This is a genomic window from Microbacterium sp. SCN 71-21, from assembly GCF_001725695.1.
Lineage (GTDB): Bacteria > Actinomycetota > Actinomycetes > Actinomycetales > Microbacteriaceae > Microbacterium > Microbacterium ginsengisoli.
Genome location: NZ_MEGA01000055.1, coordinates 1 through 15,126, shown reverse-complemented (window position 1 = coordinate 15,126; position 15,126 = coordinate 1). Strand labels below are relative to the sequence as shown.

The 15,126-nt window shown below is 72.7% G+C and carries 15 protein-coding genes; 11 read left to right on the top strand and 4 right to left on the bottom strand.

Annotation, left to right across the window (positions count from 1 at the left end; translation table 11 throughout):
* Positions 1–54: 54 nt before the first annotated feature.
* Complete coding sequence (locus tag ABT08_RS09185; protein ID WP_056206419.1) at positions 55–576, bottom strand: YbhB/YbcL family Raf kinase inhibitor-like protein; 522 nt, start codon at positions 574–576, stop codon at positions 55–57.
* Between the two features lie 142 nt (positions 577–718).
* Between ABT08_RS09185 and ABT08_RS09180 the strand changes: the two genes are divergently transcribed.
* A complete protein-coding gene (locus ABT08_RS09180; protein ID WP_056206417.1) occupies positions 719–1,783 on the top strand; it encodes a DUF5684 domain-containing protein in 1,065 nt (354 codons plus the stop codon).
* A 23-nt stretch (positions 1,784–1,806) separates the two neighbouring features.
* Here ABT08_RS09180 and ABT08_RS09175 read toward each other — a convergent pair whose 3' ends face one another.
* From ABT08_RS09175 to eccD, 3 genes are read right to left on the bottom strand one after another with little or no spacing between them, the layout of a single operon-like run.
* Positions 1,807–3,144, bottom strand: a complete 1,338-nt coding sequence (locus ABT08_RS09175; protein WP_288114772.1) for a S8 family serine peptidase — start codon at positions 3,142–3,144, stop codon at positions 1,807–1,809.
* Positions 3,141–4,502: a type VII secretion protein EccB gene (eccB, locus tag ABT08_RS09170; RefSeq protein WP_056206413.1), complete on the bottom strand. Its 1,362-nt coding sequence runs from the start codon at positions 4,500–4,502 to the stop codon at positions 3,141–3,143. The genes ABT08_RS09175 and eccB overlap by 4 nt, the downstream gene beginning before the upstream one ends.
* A 4-nt stretch (positions 4,503–4,506) precedes the next feature.
* Complete coding sequence (gene eccD / locus ABT08_RS09165; RefSeq protein ID WP_288114769.1) at positions 4,507–5,844, bottom strand: type VII secretion integral membrane protein EccD; 1,338 nt, start codon at positions 5,842–5,844, stop codon at positions 4,507–4,509.
* Positions 5,845–6,118: 274 nt separating this feature from the next.
* Here eccD and ABT08_RS09160 point away from each other — a divergent pair, with 274 nt between their 5' ends.
* The 10 genes from ABT08_RS09160 to eccCa form a co-directional block, all read left to right on the top strand.
* A complete protein-coding gene (locus tag ABT08_RS09160; RefSeq protein WP_045245778.1) occupies positions 6,119–6,433 on the top strand; it encodes a WXG100 family type VII secretion target in 315 nt (104 codons plus the stop codon).
* A 33-nt stretch (positions 6,434–6,466) separates the two neighbouring features.
* Positions 6,467–6,757, top strand: a complete 291-nt coding sequence (locus ABT08_RS09155) for a WXG100 family type VII secretion target (RefSeq protein ID WP_056206407.1) — start codon at positions 6,467–6,469, stop codon at positions 6,755–6,757.
* 120 nt (positions 6,758–6,877) lie between these two features.
* A complete protein-coding gene (locus ABT08_RS09150) occupies positions 6,878–7,195 on the top strand; it encodes a WXG100 family type VII secretion target (RefSeq protein WP_288114768.1) in 318 nt (105 codons plus the stop codon).
* A 1-nt stretch (position 7,196) separates the two neighbouring features.
* Entirely contained in the window at positions 7,197–7,490 is a 294-nt protein-coding gene (locus tag ABT08_RS09145) for a WXG100 family type VII secretion target (protein ID WP_045245769.1), read from the top strand.
* Positions 7,491–7,637: 147 nt separating this feature from the next.
* Positions 7,638–8,936, top strand: a complete 1,299-nt coding sequence (locus ABT08_RS09140; protein WP_288114766.1) for a hypothetical protein — start codon at positions 7,638–7,640, stop codon at positions 8,934–8,936.
* Positions 8,933–10,075 (top strand): RDD family protein, encoded by a 1,143-nt coding sequence (locus ABT08_RS09135; RefSeq protein ID WP_288114764.1) that lies wholly within the window; start codon positions 8,933–8,935, stop codon positions 10,073–10,075. Before ABT08_RS09140 ends, ABT08_RS09135 begins: the two co-directional genes overlap by 4 nt.
* 116 nt (positions 10,076–10,191) lie before the next feature.
* Complete coding sequence (locus tag ABT08_RS09130) at positions 10,192–10,596, top strand: hypothetical protein (RefSeq protein ID WP_273204675.1); 405 nt, start codon at positions 10,192–10,194, stop codon at positions 10,594–10,596.
* On the top strand, positions 10,593–11,879 hold the full coding sequence (locus tag ABT08_RS09125) for a S8 family peptidase (protein ID WP_288114761.1): 1,287 nt from the start codon (positions 10,593–10,595) through the stop codon (positions 11,877–11,879). The genes ABT08_RS09130 and ABT08_RS09125 overlap by 4 nt, the downstream gene beginning before the upstream one ends.
* Positions 11,876–13,156, top strand: coding sequence for a hypothetical protein (locus tag ABT08_RS09120; protein ID WP_288114760.1), 1,281 nt, complete (start codon positions 11,876–11,878; stop codon positions 13,154–13,156). The genes ABT08_RS09125 and ABT08_RS09120 overlap by 4 nt, the downstream gene beginning before the upstream one ends.
* Before the next feature lie 89 nt (positions 13,157–13,245).
* The coding region (gene eccCa / locus ABT08_RS09115) for a type VII secretion protein EccCa (RefSeq protein WP_288114758.1) at positions 13,246–15,126 on the top strand (1,881 nt) is incomplete at its 3' end.

The following is a 15,126-nucleotide window of genomic DNA, read 5'->3' as shown; positions in this document are numbered from 1 at the left end:
GCCGCCGGACCGCGGCCAGCGTGCCGCGCCGCCGACGGGCACGGATGCCGCCGGTCAGTGCGCGTACGTGCCGTGGATGATCGCGCGGCCGAGGGTCTGGAACGCCAGCTGGAACGAGGCGACGGCGGGTGAGGCATCCTCGTCGATGCCGAGGGTCGGCGCCCCGACCGCGTGCACGACGAAGAAGTAGCGGTGCACCTGGTCGCCGGCAGGCGGCGCGGCACCCATGAATCCCGGCTGGCCGGCGTCGTTGCGCAGATGGAAGGCACCCTCCGGCAGCGCGGCCGCCGCGGCGCCGCGCTCGAGCGAGGTCACCGAGGCAGGAAGATCGACGAGCATCCAGTGCCAGAACCCCGACGGGGTGGGCGCGTCGGGGTCGTAGCACGTCACGACGTACGACTGGGTGCCCTCGGGGGCGCCCGACCAGCTGAGCTGCGGCGAGGTGTTGCCGAACTCGGCGACCTGCGCGTCGTCGAGCGGGGCGCCGTCGGTGATGTCGGCGCTCGTGACGGTGAAGGCCGGCACGGCGGGCAGCAGCGGGTACGGGTCGGGGGTGACGGGGCGTTCGAGGCTCATGCCCCCACGCTACGTCGCGCCGGCTCCGCGCGCACCGGGGTCGCGGGTCGAGACATCCGCCGTTCGGCCTGTGCACAGTGCCGTTCGGGGGCATCGCGCCCGGTAACGTCGAGCGCGCCGGACGCTGATCGGGGGGAGAGACATGACGGATGCCGCGGGCTCCCTCGTCGTCGCGGTCGTGATCGTCGCGACGCTCGTCGTCGTGGCCGCGACCCTGCACGCGTGGTACGCGGCGGGGCTGTCGCGGGTCTTCCGGGCGGTCGACGCGGACGGCTGGCGGGCCTGGATCCCGGTGGGCAACGAGGCCGAGCTGCTGCGCCTGGCCCGGTTCGAGCCGGCGCTCGCGGTGCTCGCATTCGTCCCGGTCGTAAACGTCTACGGCTACGTCGTACACGTGAGGGCGGTACACCGCGTCGGTGCCCGCTTCGGACTCGGCGTCGGCACGACGGTGATCGGCGCCCTCCTCCCACCGGTCTGGGCGATGGTCGTCGGCGCCCGCGCCCCGCTCCCACCCGCCGAAGTACGCACCCCTTCCGACGACGAGGACGATGACACGCCCGCGGTGATGGTCGGCCTGATCGGCGAGCGTGTGCCGGCGGCCGATGCCGCTCCCCTCCCCGCTCCCCCCGGGGGCTCGCCGCTCGCTGCCCCCGGCGCCACTCCGCTCGCCCCCGCCGGCCCCCCGCGGGCGCACGCCGCCGGGGTGCCGACGGTCGCGGCTCCCGCCGCCCAGACACCTCCCGCATCCGAATCTGCCGCCGAGGTGGTCGACGCGGTTCCCGCCTCGCACGACCTGCCGTCGGTGCTCCCCACCGACGTCGCCGATCTGCCGCTCCGCCGACGCTCACGGCGTTCCGTGGCACCCGGCGACGGAACGACGGCGGCCGCCTGGTGGATCGTCACCGCCGACGGGGAGCGGTACGCGGTGGCGTCCGATCGGGTCATCATCGGCCGTCATCCGTTCGGTGACGAGGCCGGGGTGCAGTACCTCGCCATCGCGGACGCGACCCGCACCGTGTCGACGCAGCACGCCGCGCTGCGCCTCATCGCGGGCCGGTGGTCACTGAGCGACATCGGGTCGACGAACGGCACGAGCGTCGTCGACGCCCGCGGATCCGTGCAATCGCTGGCCGCGCACACGGTGGCCGAGATCACGGGCGAGTTCCGCCTCGGCGACATGGCGCTGCGACTCGAACCGGGCCACTGACGCGATCCGGCGGATGCCGCCGATCACCGCCCGCCCGGCGGATCTCCGTAGAGCCCGTGGCTCGCGTGTGCTGCCGGCAGCGACGACGTCCCCTCGTGTGGTCCGGCACGCCGCCGTCCGCGCAGCACCGCGAGGGTGCCGACGATCGCAAGCGCGGCAGCGACCAGGACCGCGATGATCACCCCGACGAACACCGCCTCGCTGTTCGCGGGGGGCCGGGCGGTGACGCTCACCGCGGCGGAGGGCGTCTCGCTGACGACCGGCTCCGCCGACACGAAAGGGCTCACCGGCCCGCGTACGCCCGCACCCGGCACCATCACGAGCGCCTCGTACGGCTGGATCGTTCCCCATCCCGCGGCATCCGTGCGCTGGTCGGGATTCGCGCGCACAGCGGTCACCTCGAGGCGATAGGCCCACTGAGCCGGCGTCTCCTGTGGGTAGGCCGCGGCGACGAGCGCCGCCGCCGCCGACACGTAGGCGGTCGCGAAGCTCGTGGCGGGCTTGTCGGAGACGTAGATGCAGTCGCCGCCCTGGGTGGAGGTGGTGAGGATGTCCTGGCCGGGCGCAGCCAGGGCGACGTGCGGCCCGTGGATGCTCGCGTCCGTCACGACACCGCTGAGGTCGGTCGCCGCGACGCCGACGGCCCCCGGATCGCCCGCCGGGTAGCGCGCACCGTCGGCGGCATTCTCCTCGATGGCGAGCTGGTTGTCGCGGTTTCCCGAGCTCGCGACGACGAGGCTGCCACGGGATGCCGCGTATGCCACCGCATCCCGCAGACCGGCGTCATCGGTCGCGGTGCTCATCGAGACGTTGATGATCTGCGCGCCGTTGTCGGCGGCGGTGCGGATGCCCGCGGCGAGACGGGCGACCGAGGGGCCGAATCCCGCTTTCACCTGGTCGGACTCGGTGCCGGCGAACACCCGCACGGACAGGATGCGCGCCGCCGGGGCGAGGCCTTCGACACCGGAGCCGTCGAGGGGGCGCGCGGCGATCTGACCTGCGATCGCGGTGCCGTGGCCGTTGAGGTCCGCGTTCGCACCGGCGCCGTCACCGACGAGGTCGATCGCGCCGGCCATCGCGCCATCGAGGTGCGGGTTCGCCGCGACCCCCGAGTCGACGACGGCGACGGTGACTCCTGCGCCCTGCGTGATCTGCCAGGCATCACCGCTCTGCAGCACGCCGAGCGCCTTCACCGGGTCGGTTATGCGCGTCGAGGCGGTGCACTCCCCGGTGTCGGTCGCGAGCGGGCGCGCCAACGCGGCATCCGTTCGTCCCATCGCCGCCGCAGGCGTCGCCGCGGCCAGCAGCGCCGCTCCGAGCGCGACGCCGACGACCGCACGGATGCCGCGGCCCGCCGTCACGGGGCCCCGGTCGCCGTCGGGCTCGGCGAGAGCTGCTGCCCCTCGGTGCCCCCGCCGGCCCCGAACTCGGTCAGCGCCGGCCCGGTGAGGAAGAACGGGATCCAGGCTTTGGTGACCGTCGTCACGTCGGTCGCCTGGTAGCCGAGACGCTGGAGGGTCTGCTCGGTGGCGCCCGGCAGCGCGTAGGCGGTGCCGGTCGCGTCGATGAGGGTGTCGAGGCCGCTCGACTGATCGCCGCGCCCGGCGGCGTTGACGAGCGCACCGTGACCGGCGGCGACACTCACTCCCGCCGGAGCCGGCAGGCTCGCGGCGCGGGCGGCCAGCACGGTGCGCGTCGCCTGTCCGTCGCTCGCGAGCAGCGCGCAGGGCCGCGACGCCGCGTCGAGGGGGGTGAATCCCGCGGCGGGCCAGTCGGCGCCGCCCGCCGGCTCCTTCGCGGTCGGGAGTCCCGAGCTCACCGACTGGGGAACGTCCTTCACGTCGGTGGCCTTCGCCCCGCTGCCGAGCTGGTACAGCTGCCACGCGAGCGGGCTGAGCGGGGCGAGAGTGTGATCCGACTGCACCAGGAAGCGATCGTCCTCGGCGCTCCCCGAGTAGTGGATGACGTCCCCGACGCGCAGGGTCGTGCCGAGCACCTGGTCGCCCGCGTCCGTCACGGTCAGTGGAGCAAGCGGGGCCCCCGGAGTGAAGAGATTGAGCCAGTCGACGCTCACCGCGCGCGGCGTGCTCGCCGCGATCCCGGCGGCGCGCAGCACGGCGTCGCCCGACGCGGCATCCACGAGGTGACTCGTCCCGCCTGCGACGACGTACCGGCCGCCGGCCGCGTCGACCACGATGGCCCGGTCTGTCGCGGTGGCCGCCGGTGCCTCGCCGAGCTGTACGGCGATGCCGGCGGCGTCGGCGAGGCAGGCCGTCCAGCCGGTGTCGATGAGAGCGGATGCCGCAGGCACCTGATCGGGCGCGCCCACGATGCCGACGGTCGAGCCGAGGGGGATGTCGGCGAGGTTCGACTGACTCGTGTTGATGACGTCGAACTGCCCGGCCGGCATCAGCAGACGCGCGCTGGCGGTGTTGAGCACAGGGTGCAGCACGCCGTCGACGGTGACGTAGCGCGCGCCGGTGTCCTTCGCGATGATGAGCTTGCCGTTCTGCCAGCCGCTCGGGAGCCCCGGCTGGATGAGCCCGTAGAACACTCCGGCGAGCACGACCGCGGCGGTGAGGGCGATCGCGGCGATGACGGCGCGCAGTGGCGCGGCGGGCTCGAGCTCCTTCCCCTCGGGGGCACCGCTCGTGAACGCCGTGAGCAGGCGGCGGCGCGAGAAGTTCTGCGCCTCGATCAGGTCGCTCTTGGTCGCCACGCGGTCAGACCCATCCGCCGGCGATCACCCCGAGCGGCAGCAGCACCGCCAGGATGATCAGCTCGATCGTGTCGGCGACCCGTGCGAGCCGGGTGCGCGCGCGCGGCGCGAGCACCGTGATCGTCACGACGACCGCGGTGGCGATGATGAGCGCGACGAGGAGGACGAGGCGAAGCGCCGGCTGGCCGACGGTCACCGTGATACCCGTGACGGCGAGGCCGACGGTGCCGAGCGCCATGATCGCGAACACCGCGCTGCGCGCGTAGGACTGGCGCGACGGGAACATCATGCCGAGGAACGCGAGTGCGCACAGCGCCGCGCCGGCCGCGTTCGCGGCCGCCACGAGCGGTGTCGCGGCGAGCGCGACGATGCCCAGCGCGAGACGGCTCGCGACGAGCACGCGATGGCCCGCCGCGATGCGCCGCGCAACGTCGTCACCGTCGATCGGTGTCGGCGCGGCGAACACCTCGGCGTCGCTCTGGGGCGAGATGACCCGGATGCGCGTCGAGCTGAGGGCGAGCCAGGGAAGCCCGTTGCCGAGCGTCGCCACGACCGCGACCATCACCGCGTAGACGGCGACCGCATCCACCGGCAGCACGGCGGCGAGCGTCGCGGTGACGCCGACCGCGGCGCCCGCGACGAGGGGGGCGAGCTGGATCTCGGGGCGGTCGGGTTGGAAGGCGAGTGAGGCGCCGCCGATGACGACCGCACCGAGTCCCGCGGCCGCGAGGGGCCACGTCCAGATCTCCGTCCCCGGCACCGCGAGGAATCCGGCGAGAGCACCGAAGAGGGCCGCGGCGATGCCGAGGCCGTGCCCCGCCTCGCTCTGGCCGAGGCGGCCGACCACGGCGGAGACGGCGACGAGCACGACCGCGCCTCCCGCGGCGACGATCGCACCGAGACCCAGCCCGGGGCCGGCTGCGAGCAGCAGCGCCGCGCACACACCGAGCAGCGTGAGGGACGCGGCGAGCGCCGTGCGTGCGTTGTCCTGGAGCGACCAGGGTCTGTGCTGTGAACTGGTCGCGTCGATCACAGCCTCGACGATGTCGTCGTAGACGCGCGGCTGAGCAAGCAGACCGCCGCGGGCGAGCGTGAGCAGGTCTCCGTCGTCGACACCCTGCTCCGCCGCCCCGCGCGCGACGTCGAGCACCGTGCCGTCCGCGCGCTGCAGGGCATAGCCCGCGTGCGTCATGGTCGGATCGAGCACGCCGAGACTGCGCGCGAAGCCCGGCATCAGCTCGATGAGCGGCAGCTGAGCGGGGATGCCGATGTCGAGCCGGCGGCCCTCGCACTGCACCGACACGCGCACGAGAGCACGCGAGGCGACGACGCTCTGACTCACCGGTGCGCTCCCCCTCGTTGCCCTCATCCGCCGTGCCCGCGCACGACGCCGCCAGTGTAGCCGCGGCGTGGAAGCCCTCGAATGCGCCTGGGGATGACTGCGAGGAGCCGGATCCAGATGACAGAACTCTCATCCACGAACTATCCACAATGGCCGGATCGGGCCCCGAGCGCGGGGGCCGATGGCTACCGTCGGACCCGAGGCGCTCGATCACGGTGACGACCACCGCACGGGAGCCCCACTCCGATCCAGTCAATGAATGAAGGGGGTTGACGTGGCAGATGTGATCTCCGCCGAGGAAGGCGCGCTCAAGCGCGGAGCCGAGGCAGTGAACACCGCGAAGGCCGGCATCGACCAGCAGGTGAAGTTCGTCCGTGGCGAGATCGAGCAGGTGCGCGGCTTCTGGACCGGCGCGGCCGCCGTCGCGTACACCCAGCTCATGACCCGATGGGACGACGAGACACGCAAGCTGAACGAGGTGCTCGTGACGCTCGAGTCGGCCCTGACCGGCACCGAGCGCGACCAGTCGGCGACAGAAGAGTCCCACCAGCAGACCATCTCCGGTCTTTCGTCGATCATGGGCAGCTGACGCACGCGTCGGCAGAGAGTAAGAGGAGTCATCATGCAGTCGATGTCCGTCAAGCCCGAGCAGGTCGTCGCCCTCGCCGGGCAGATCCGCACCGGCGCCAACGGAATCAAGGCTCGGCTGGAACAGCTCGAGAACGAGGTCGGCAAGCTCCGCGCCTCGTGGAACGGTGAGGCGCAGACCGCCTACGACACCGCACAGCGCAAATGGACGCAGTCACTGACCGCGCTCAACACCCTGCTCGAGCAGATCTCCGCCAAGACCACCGAGATCTCGCAGGGCTACGTGTCATCCGACAAGTCGTCGGCAGGCCGATTCTCGCTCTGACGTTCGGGCGGTGATCGCGGGCGGGCGTCCGGTCGGCGATCACCGCCTCGCCGATGAGGGGATGCCGCGGCCACCGGCATCCGTCTCGTCACCGTCGATGAATCGATCACAGGAGGAGTCATGACCGGATCGATCAGAGCCACCGAAGGCGCGCTGCGGCGCGGTGCGGAAGCCGTATCGGGCGCGCGGGCCGACATCGTCGACAGCATCGGTCGCGTCCGAGGCGAACTCGACCAGCTGAGCGCGTACTGGCACGGAGACGCCGCGACGGCGTTCCAGTCGCTGGTGTCGACGTGGAGCGCGGATGCGCAACGCCTCACCGCCGTACTCGTCGAGTTCGACGGGGCGCTGCGCGGGACCGAACGCGATCAGGCCGCGACGGAGGAAGCGCACCAGCAGACCATCTCGGGCCTCGGCACCATGATGGGCGGAAACTGACATGCACGACTTCTCGGTCGACCCGCTCGCTCTGGAGGTCAGCGCGGCGGAGCTGCGCACGGAGAGCGCCCGTATCGGCGCGATCCTCGCCGGCCTGGAGCAGGAGGTCGGTCGGCTGGAGGCGAGCTGGGACGGCGATGCCCGATCCGCCTACCAGCGGGCGCAGCGCTCGTGGAGCGCGACCTTCTCCGAGATGCGGGATCTGCTCGAGCGCATCGCCCGCGCGGCCGATCAGATGTCGGCCGGGTACGTCGAGTCCGACCGCGCCTCGGCCAAGCTCTTCCGGAACGGCTGAGACCATGACCGATCCGGCGAGGCGACGCGTTGCGGCCCGCGAACCCGAGCTCGGCACGCCGTCGAGAGACCTCGCTCAGTGACCCGCCCCGTCATCGAGAGGCGGCGCATAGCCGTGATCGATGCGACGTCCCGTCACGATCTCTCCGTGCCGATCGACCGCACGCTCGCCGACGCGCTGCACGCTGCACGCATCGACCTCGACCCTGCCCGCCAGACGCTCCTCGGCCGGGGCGGAAGACAGATCGCCCCGGGGTCGCCGATCGGCGACCTCGACGACGGCGCGGTCCTCACCGTCGTCGAGACGGGTGAGCGCCGGCCCACCGCGAGGAGCGGCATGCGCCGACGGCGCGACGCCGTCGAGAGCGCCGCCCTCTGGTGGACTCTGGGCGCGCTCGGCCTGGGGGTCGCCGTGGTCGCGCTCGGCGCGCCCGACGCGATCGTCCCGTCCGCGCGGCCGGTCCTCGCCGCCGTCGCGCTCGCCGCGGCGATCGCCTCCTCGGTGCCCTGGGCGACGCGGGCGTCCCCGCGCGCGACGGGCGCGGGGAGCGCGTGGGGCCCGCTCGCGCTCGCGTTCGCCGGCGGCGCGGTCGCGATCCCGGAGATGCCCGCCGCATCCGCGTCGCTGGCGGTGTTCACCGGTCTCGGATGCGCCGCGGCGCTCGCAGGGCTGCTCGGACTCGTCGCCTCGAGGGCCACCTTCCGCGCCGAGCTCGGCGTGACCGCCGTGGTGCTGCTGCCGTTCGCGCTGGTCTGGGGCGCGGCGATGATGCTCGACCTTCCCGTGTCCGCACCCGCCGCCGTCTCGCTCGGGCTCGTCCCGGTGGCGCGCCGCCTGCTGGTCGCGACTCTGCTCGACGTGTCTCCGGGCATGTTCATCGACTATCCGCGATTCCAGACGACGCGCTGGTCGGTGCGGCAGACCTATCCCGAGCCCGGCGGCCCCATCTCCGCGTCGACCGCCGCCGAAGTCGCCGTGCGATCCTCGGCTCGGCTCGTGGCGGGCACCGCAACGCTCTCGCTGATCGCCGCGGCCACCGCCCCCATCGCGCTGCCCGGCTTTCCCCTCACCGATCCACTCGTGTTCGCGGGCCGCGTGGCGCTCGCGATCTGTGCCGCCGCCGCCCTCCTGCTCGGATCCCGCCGCGCCCTGTCGCCCGTGACGATGTGGATGCCGCGGCTCGCCGCGACGGTCGTCATCGGTACCGCCGTCGCCGGGATCATCGGCGCGTTCGACGCCGATGTGCTCGCCGTCTCGGCGGTCGTGCTGCTGGCGGCGGGCGTGCTCGCGGGTCTCGCGGCGATCCCCATCGCCCGGGGTGCGCGGTCATTGGCGTGGTCGCGGACGGGAGACGTCATCGAGTGGCTCGCGATCGCCCTGGCGCTCCCGGCCGGCCTGATGGCCGCCGACGCCATCGACCTGCTGCGTGGAATGATGGGCGCATGAGCGGGGGGTCGCCGCCGAGCGGGGCCGTCGGCACGGGACGGGACACCGCGGCGTCGCGGTCGACCCATCTGGGCGCCGTGGCCGGTGTCGGCGCACGGGTCGCCGCGTTCACGATCGACATGGCCGCCGTGGCGGCGATCGCCACGATCGTCGGAGTCGCCTCGGCATCCGTCCTCCTCGCAGTGCTCGCGACCCTCGAGGCGCTGGTCGCCCTGTGGGTGGTGCAGGGACGCACGGGGACGAGTATCGGGAAGGCGCTGCTCCGGCTGCGCGTGACGAGGGCGGACGCTCCGTTCTCGCCGGGGGTGGGACGGGCGTTCGTGCGCGGCCTCATCTCGGCGATGGGTGCTGCGGTGCTCGGCGTCGGAGCGTGGCTGGTCGAGGCGTCGGCGGCGTGGGACCGCGGGCCTCGCCGACGCTCCTGGGCTGATCGCGCGGCGCAGACCGTCGTCGTCGCGGTGCCTCGCCGTCACGAGGCCGACGTCGTCATGGGCACGCCCGACAACGGGGCCACGGTGCTGCCGGCCCCCGCGGTGAGGACGCAGCGAGGGGAGGGCATCGCCGGGAGCGCGGCGATCGCGCCGGTCATCCGTCGGCCGGATGCCGCGCCCGCCCTCATCACCTCGACTCCGCGGGTGGGCGGGGTGATCTCCGCCGCACCGACGCCGGTGGTCGATACGCTGCCGGGCGAGGTCACGGGGGGCGACAGCGGCGGATCGACGGGACAGCCCGGTCCGCGTCGGCGGGGTGTCGTCCCGTGGGAGACCGACGGACCCGCGGCAGATCCGTCATCGGGCGAGCTCCTGCTCGCGTTCGACACCGGACAGCGCGCGCAGCTTCCGGTGCCGGTCGCCGTGAACCTGGGGCGCCGGCCCGAGCCGACGGCTCCAGGAGACGAGCTGGTCGTCGTGCGCGACCCCGACGGCACCGTCTCGAAGACGCACGCTCGCCTCGAGCACACCCGCGCGGGCACCTGGATCACCGATGTCGGATCGACCAACGGCACGGACCTCCTCGATGAAGAGGGGCACGCCACGCCCGTGCTGCCGGGGGCGCGCACGCAGGTGGAGGACGGCGTCCGGGTGCGACTCGGCGACCGCGTCTTCACGGTGAGTCGTCTCCTCGGCGACTCCGACTGAGCGGATGCCGCGGCGCGGCCGCCACCGCGCGACTTATCCACCGATTCCCCGGTGCGCACATCGTCGACGAGCGCCTCCACAAGAATTGATCCGATCCAAGAGGGGGAGGCGCTGACATGTCGTGGCTCGGTGTGAACTTCGAGGCCGTGCAGAACCAGGCCGAGAAACTGCTCATCCAGTCGGCGCAGCTGCCGACGTCCGAAGAGCTGACGCACGTCGACGGGCACTCGACGGAAGCGGCCGAAGCGACGTTCTACGCCTGGCTCGCACGCAACGCATCGACGCTGGCCGACTCCGTGACCGGCATCCAGACCGTCATCGCCGAGCATTCCGACGCGTTGAAGGCGGCCGCCCAGCGCCTCGTGGCATCCGATGACCTCTCTGCACTGACAGCGGGGATGCTCGAGCACGCCATCGACGTCGCGGCCGCACCGTCCGCCGCCTCGGCACCGCCGCCACCCGCAGGAGCCGCGCAGACCGACAGCTCCGCCGTGGCGAGCGCCTGGGTCGACGGATCGTGAGGTTCGCCGCACCGCGCCTCGCGGCGGCGACGGCATTCGTCGCCGCGACCGCGCTCGCGCTCGTGCCCTCCGCCGCGTCGGCCGCGGCGACGACCGATGGCAACTGGTGGTATGCCAAGTACAACCTCGCGCAGCTCCACTCGTCGGGCATCGACGGCTCCGGCGTCACCATCGCGGTCATTGACGGACCGGTGAACACCGAGTTCCCCGCACTCGTGGGCGCGGACATCGTCACCCACGGGCCGGCGTGCGACGGCTCCGCGGCGACCACGACCACGTACACCGAGGACTCCGGTCATGGCACCTCCGTGGCGTCGCTCCTGGTGGGCACAGGCGCCGGCCCCGGGGAGATCCGGGGCATCGCTCCGAAGGCCACCATCGACTACTACGTGGCGCCGCTGAACTCGACCGACCCTGCGTGCGGGGTGCAGACGGCGGACGGTCAGCGCACCGACCTCTACGGCGCCCTCATCGACGAAGCGGTGCGCAACGGCGCGGAGATCATCAGCATCTCGACCGGTGGGCCCGCCGTCCCCGCCGAGTACTACTCGGCGATCGCCCGCGCCCTCGCCGCCGGCGTCGTGATCGTGGCGGGCACTCCGAACGCGAACGGGTCCGCGTCGACCTATCCGTGGGACGCGAACGGCGTCGTCGCCGTGTCGGCGATCTCCTCGACCGGGAGCCTTCTGGAGAACCCCGCCGGCACTCCCGTCATCAACGACGACGTCACCGTGGCGGCCCCCGGTGTCGATATCTCGACCCCCGCCGGCGCGAGCGACGGCAGCTGGATCGCAGGGACCTCCTCGGGATCATCGCTCGCGACGCCGCTGGTGGCGGGAATGCTCGCGTTGGCGAAAGAGAAGTATCCGTCGGCGACCGGGAATCAACTCATCCAGTCGCTCATCCACCACGCAAGCGGGACGACGAACGGAAACCTCGCTGTCGCACAGGGATACGGATACGGCGGCGCACTCCTCGCGGGCATGCTGAGCGCCGACCCCGCGTCCTATCCCGACACCAATCCCCTCATGGGGAAGTCGTCGGGCCTCCCCACGGCGCAGCAGTTCGCAGGCGCCCGCAGCGGCGGCGCCTCCACGTCCTCCGCGACGCCGAGTCCCGTGCCCTCCGGAGCGGGCACCGTCGCCTCCCCCGAGTCGAGCGGGGGCGTTCCGATCGCTCTCGGCGCGGCGGGCCTGCTCGTGGTCGCGGGCCTCGCCGTGACGACGGTGCTCGTCATCCGTCGAACACGCGCACGAAGTCCTCAACGGAAGGATGCAGGATGAGCAACCCCGGGCCTTACGAACAACGACTCATCCAGCTCGCTCAGGTCGGCGACTGGTCGCAGGCGAACCTGCCGCAGCTGCAGAGCCTCCTCCCCGACCTCGCCACGGTGCTCCGGGCGGCGTCGGACGACAACGGGCTGACCGGACAGGCGGCCCTCGCCGCGTCAGAGACGCTCCGCACATCGGCGACGGCCATCGACCAGCTCACCGCGGCGATCGGCGTCTTCCAGGCCGCCATCACGCAGGCGAATGCCGAGCGGGAGTCCGCCCGCTCCGCGCTCGCCGCGCTCCCGAACGGATCTCTCGACGGAACCCAGGAGGCGCTCGTGCGTGGGGCGGCGACGGGACTGACCCTCCCCCTCGGGCCGATCTCGGTCATCGCCGGGCCGTTCGCGGTCGACCAGATCAATCAGTGGATGAGCTCCCAGCGCGAGGCCGCCGCGCACAAGGCCGTGACCGCTGCGTCGAGCGGCATCGCGGCATCGATGTCCGATCAACCCCGGTTCCCACTGCTGTCCGCTGACGGCTTCAGCCGATTCACCCTCGACACGGCACCCGATGGGACAGACACGCCGGCGACGCCGCCGGCGCGCACATCGACGACGCACACCGCGAACACCGTCACCGCACCGCCCGTTCCCACAGCGGCCACGGTGCCCGGTGTGACCGACCACACCGTGCAGACCGGCGACGGCAGCTGGACCGGGGGAAACGACATCGTGCTGACACCGGACGGTCCGCTCGGCTCCGGGGGAACGAGCTTCGCCCCGGGAACGGTCATAGGGAGCGGAGCCGGCACGGGACTGCAGGGAGGCGCGTCGACTCTCACTCCGGCCACCCCCGGCGGGTTCGGGGCGGGGGCCGGAATCGCCGGTGCCGCGATGCTCGGAGCCGGCGCGCGGTACGCCGGTGCGGGCCTCACCGCGGCGGCCACGGCCGACGCGACCCCGGGCGCGGGAGCGTTCGCCGGCGGCAGGGGGGCGGGCTCCTCCGGCGGGTCGGGCGGCCTGGGCGCCGACGCCCGCAGCGGTTCCGGAGGACTTCTCGGCGGCGCCCGCTCGTCGGCTGCGGGAGCGGCCACGGCCGCCCCCACCGAAACGTCGGGGACGCGAAGCGGCGCCGCGGGCGGCATGCTGGGCGGCGGCGCCCCGGGCTCGGCGAACGGCGACGGGAAGCGCGGCGGCCGCGGCCTCGGCGGCCCGGTCGCACCGAAGCTCGAGGAGGACGTCGACCTGGGTCCGCGCTCGGAGGGCGCCGGAGCGGGCGGACGCGCCTGACCGGGCGACGCCCCGCCACCACTGACAGCCAGCCCCGCCGCCCGGTCACACGGCCGGTAGGGCCCGAGACGCACCGAGGGAGCACCCGGATGAGCGGAACACCGCGACTCGCACCTCCGCGCGTGCCCAGCGGCAAGATCCTCGTGCAACCTCCTCCCGAGCTCGTCCCCGCCGACGGGGCCGGGGGCATCCTCACCTCACTGCTCCCGATGATCGGCTCGGTCGGCGCGATCGTGATGGTGACGATCTCCAACGCCGGGCCGACCGGCTTCATCACCGGAGGCATGTTCCTGCTGTCGTCGCTCGGCTTCGTCGCCGTGAACGGGTGGCGACAGCGCTCGCAGCGAGCCGCGCAGGTGCTTGCCAACCGGCGCGAGTACCTCGCCTACCTCTCGGAGCTGCGGGATACCGTGCGCAGCGCGGCCCGCCAGCAACGCCGGCACGGGAACTGGATCCACCCGGCCCCCGCCGCGCTCCCGTTCCTCGCCGAGGAGCGCACCCGCGTCTGGGAACGGGCCGGGACAGACGACGCCTTCCTCCGCACCCGTGTGGGAGTGTCCGATCAGCCGCTGTGCATCACACTCGAGGCGCCCGAGCTCCCTTCGCTCGCTCAACTCGACCCGGTCGCCGCGAGCGCGGCGCACCGGTTCATGCTCACCCACGAGATCCAGCCCGCGCTGCCGCTCGCCGTCGACCTCGGGGACGACGCCCGCATCGAGATCATCGGCTCCGACGAAGACGCCGTGCGGGCGCTCGCGCGATCGATGGTCATCGGCCTCGCCGCCCTCCACGACCCCGACACCCTCCAGATCGCCGTTCTCGCCGGGCCCTCGCAACTGCCCCACTGGGAATGGGCGAAGTGGCTGCCGCACGCGCAATCGGTGCGGGTGGAGGATCGCGTCGGGCCCGCACGCCTGATCGCCTCCGATCTCGACACTCTCGAGGACCTGCTTCCGGCGGGTCTGCGCGAGCGTCCGCGATTCGGCCGCGACACCCGCACGAGCCCGCACATCGTGATCCTCGTCGACGGGGTACGGCTGCCCGCGGGGCATCCGATCGTCGGCGGCGAGGGCATGGCCGGCGTCACGGTACTCGAACTCCCCGAACGGTGGAGCGACCTCGACGACCACGGCACCCTGCGCATCGCCCTGCCGACCGAGGGGCGCACGGTCAGCGAGCTCATCCACCTCGGTCGCGCAGCCGTGCCCTTCACGCCCGATACCGTGACGATCGTCGAAGCCGAGGCGACCGCCCGGCGACTGCTGCCGCTGCACTCCCAGCCGACGGCGTCCACCGGCGAGACCGGCAGTGCTCAGCGAGAGCTCGTCGAGCTGCTCGCTCTACCCGACGTGCGTGACATCGACGTCGATCGCACGTGGCTTCCCCGTCTCGAACGCGACCGGCTGCGGGTGCCGATCGGACAGGACACCTCGGGCGCCGCCCTCGTGCTCGACCTGAAGGAAGCCGCGCAGCAGGGCATGGGACCCCACGGTGTGCTCATCGGCGCCACCGGCTCCGGGAAGTCGGAGGTGCTGCGCACCCTCGTGCTCGCGCTCGCCCTCACCCACTCCCCCGAGCAGCTCAACTTCGTGCTCGTCGACTTCAAGGGCGGCGCGACCTTCGCCGGCATGGCCGGGATGCCGCATGTCTCGGCGATCATCACCAACCTCGGTCAAGAGCTCGCTCTGGTCGACCGCTTCCAGGATGCCCTGCAGGGCGAGGTGGTGCGGCGGCAGGAACTGCTGCGCTCCGCCGGGAACTTCGCCAACGTCAGCGACTACGAGAAGGCGCGCAAGAACGGCCGCAGCGACCTCGAACCGCTCCCCGCGCTGCTGATCGTCGCCGACGAGTTCAGTGAGCTGCTGTCGGCCAAACCCGAGTTCGTCGACAGCTTCATCAACATCGGCCGCGTCGGTCGCTCGTTGCAGGTGCATCTGCTGCTCGCGTCACAGCGACTCGAGGAGGGCAAG